Genomic DNA, 1,172 nt, shown 5'->3' with positions numbered 1-1,172 from the left:
GGCCTCACAGCGCTTTAAAAAGGTTGATTCGCGTTGAAATTGCACAATGCGAAAGATTTAGCGGCAGTGGGCGCGTAAATCGTGGAAGGCCGCTGCCCGTCGAGGGGTATTTCCGCAACCTGTTAAGTCGGGATCGTTCGATTGAACCGACAGAAGGGAAAACAAGAATGGAATCTCGCATGAAGACGTTTCGATTGATGTTGGCGGTCGTGATTGCCGGTGCAGTACCCGCCTTATCGAGTGCGGCAGGGTCGCAAGCCAACCTCGCAAGTGATTGCGACGGCACGGAGACGTTTGTGTTCGTGCCACCTGGAGTTGACAGGCAAAAGTACCTTTCTGAGTACGTGAAGACGCACAAGGGACCGTCAGACGACGAACTGAGGCGATGCAACCTATCGCGCGACCAGTGGCGTGCGCAGGTTCTAAAATCGCACTGACGGAAAAATCTGTTGGCTCTCGAGCTACGCTAAGGAAGACAACCAGGCGCAGGCGCCCCGCACGGCCGGTAGCCGAATATTGCGCAAGAAAATGTTTAAAACGATTATTCCGTCTACCGATTGGTTTTTTGTACACGAAGGCCACAAGGAGCCGGTTGTTTGGCCGCTAGCGGCGTGGGGGCTCAAAGAAAGCGGCGAAACGGTCGGCTTGATTGGCGCGTTTGGCCGCGAGCAAGCGAACAGCAATCAAACGCCAGCCCTTTCGCCGGTAGTTACGGCGCCGGGGCGCTACCTGCATCGCTCGCAGCTGACGCAACAGGAACGAGAACTGGCTGCTAAGCGGGCAAGTCTCGAATCAGCACCGGTAGCCTAGAGCGTGTTAGGAACTTTCAGTTGGACCTGGTATCCTGGTGTGATGACAGCACGCAAGCCATACCCGACTGATGTGACGGACGAAGAGTGGTACTTCGCCGCGCCGTACCTGACCTTGATGAACAAGGACGCGCCTCAGCGTCGCTACGAATTGCGCGAGATGTTCAACGCTTTGCGCTGGATTGTCCGCGCGGGTGCACCATGGCGTCTGCTGCCCAATGACTTTCCGCCGTGGAAGGCGGTCTACCAGCAGACGCAACGCTGGATCCAGGCGGGCTGTTTCGAGATCCTATGAGCGAAGGCCTTGACATGCTGACGCCTAAAATCAGCGTGCTGAGGTTTGGCTCCGAGGAGAACATCATG

At 56.4% G+C, this 1,172-nt stretch carries 2 protein-coding genes and 1 pseudogene; all 3 read left to right on the top strand.

Annotated features, from left to right (window positions below):
* Positions 1-437, top strand: a 437-nt coding sequence (locus VSR34_RS37950) for a hypothetical protein (RefSeq protein WP_342965181.1), incomplete at its 5' end; no start/stop codon positions are given.
* A gap of 91 nt (positions 438-528) precedes the next feature.
* Complete coding sequence (locus tag VSR34_RS37945; protein WP_342965180.1) at positions 529-810, top strand: hypothetical protein; 282 nt, start codon at positions 529-531, stop codon at positions 808-810.
* Between the two features lie 42 nt (positions 811-852).
* A pseudogene (locus VSR34_RS37940) lies at positions 853-1,092 on the top strand (transposase); the annotation flags it as partial.
* Positions 1,093-1,172 lie beyond the last annotated feature (80 nt).

Source organism: Paraburkholderia sp. JHI2823 (assembly GCF_038900695.1).
GTDB lineage: Bacteria > Pseudomonadota > Gammaproteobacteria > Burkholderiales > Burkholderiaceae > Paraburkholderia > Paraburkholderia mimosarum.
This window is presented reverse-complemented; position numbering and strand designations above follow the sequence as displayed.

What these genes read in the sequence shown, in the direction of transcription:
- VSR34_RS37945 (WP_342965180.1), top strand. Translation starts at nt 529, where the DNA reads ATGTTTAAAACGATTATTCCGTCTACCGATTGGTTTTTTGTACACGAA.